Here is a 1,498-nt window from a genome sequence, read left to right on the forward strand (position 1 = left end):
ACTGGTCACGCTTCCGCAGACGCAGCCAGGCCAGAGCCCGCCACTCCCACTACAAACGCAGGGGCCAGAACCCTCAGATGCGGTTGCAGTACTAGGGCTGCGGCCGGTGCTGGCTCCGGGTCAGAAGCCGCAATGGCGGCTGGAGCCGTTGTTAGGAAGCAGAGAGTCGCTCACCCACCCGTACGTTCCGTCGGTCACATTCTTGAGGTACGTCCAGGAAGTTGTGCTGGTGGCCCAGGTGTAGCAGTAGTAGTCCAGGGTGTCCTGATTATCGGCCCAGCCCTTGATTGAGCAGCTTGTGCTGGAGCCGCTGCGCATGTTCGCGCTGACACCCGACGTCTGCCGCACGGTGCCATTGGTGTCGAGGTTGGAAGCAGTCCTGCCGCAGGACGCTGCCGCGGACGCGGGTACGGCCGTTCCAACTATGGTTGTTGGAACAGCGAGTGCGGCAACGGCCACAGGCGTCAGCCCGCATGCCGTCAGCCTGGACCTGAAGTTCGTGATCACTTTTCCTCCTCTGCGCGGGGAACATGCGATGACGCGGCGCATGACTGACTGCGCATGCCTTCCCCTGCCTTCTGTTCGCCGGTATGTCCTGCGCGCCTCGTGGACGCTACGAATGTGCGTGGTCGGTAGGCACGTCATTGACCATGAGTGCCAGATGCTGGGTAGTGCGCGCCAACCCGTGCAGCCCGCCGATGGTTTCTCACGGCCCAATGCCTAACATGCCTCGCATGTACGCTCCCTTCGACCGCTATCGACCACCGAACTGCGGGCATCAGCCTGCGCCGATCAGGCCTGCCACCGCCACGTTTCATGCCACGATTCGATCAGGTTCGAAGGGATCGTCGCGGGACGGGCGTGACTGGACAGCGGGAGGGTCGTGATCGAGCTCACCGTGGACGCCGCCGGGCTCGCCCGCTCCCGCTTCGCTGTCTCGCCGTTGCACGAGGTCGTCGCGACGCTGCTGCCCTGGGGCCTGCAACCGGCCCCTGACGCCGATCCGTGGGACGCTCGCGCACGACGCGTGCTGCAACGGGCCCGGCTGCCACTGCTGTCCGAACTGGCCCTGGACGGGCCTGGATACGCGCCGGATTTCCTCAACCCGTACCCGTCCGGGCCCTCGCCCATCGTTGAGGAGGAGCTGGAACGGGTCCGATGCACCCCTCCCGAGCGCGTCCTGAGCGAGATCGAGGGCACTGTCACGTTGACTGACAAAGTGGGATGATCTTTGGGTTCTGGGAGGGGTTGTCCGTGGGCAGTACTCCGCCGTCGTGCGAGGGGTACCGGTACCCGGTCGAGGTGATCTCCCGCTGCGTGTGGCTGTGACTTCCGCTTCCCGCTGTCATTCCGTGAGGTGGAGTAGCTGATGCTCGAGCGCGGCGTGATCGTCTCGTACGGGTCGATCCGGCGGTGGTGCGCAAAGTTCGGCCAGATCTATGCGAATAGGCTGCGCCGACGCCGGCCACGGCCGGGTGACAAGTGGCACCTGGACGAG

Annotated in this window: 2 protein-coding genes and 1 pseudogene; 2 read left to right on the forward strand and 1 reads right to left on the reverse strand. The window is 65.0% G+C overall.

What is annotated here, in order from left to right:
- Positions 1-120: 120 nt before the first annotated feature.
- Positions 121-507: an SH3 domain-containing protein gene (locus ACWCQ6_RS37240; protein ID WP_451096933.1), complete on the reverse strand. Its 387-nt coding sequence runs from the start codon at positions 505-507 to the stop codon at positions 121-123.
- Positions 508-883: 376 nt separating this feature from the next.
- Here ACWCQ6_RS37240 and ACWCQ6_RS37245 point away from each other — a divergent pair, with 376 nt between their 5' ends.
- A complete protein-coding gene (locus ACWCQ6_RS37245) occupies positions 884-1,228 on the forward strand; it encodes a hypothetical protein (RefSeq protein WP_451096935.1) in 345 nt (114 codons plus the stop codon).
- A gap of 26 nt (positions 1,229-1,254) precedes the next feature.
- A pseudogene (locus ACWCQ6_RS37250) lies at positions 1,255-1,498 on the forward strand (IS6 family transposase); the annotation flags it as partial.

This window comes from Streptomyces sp. NPDC001880 (genome assembly GCF_053594575.1).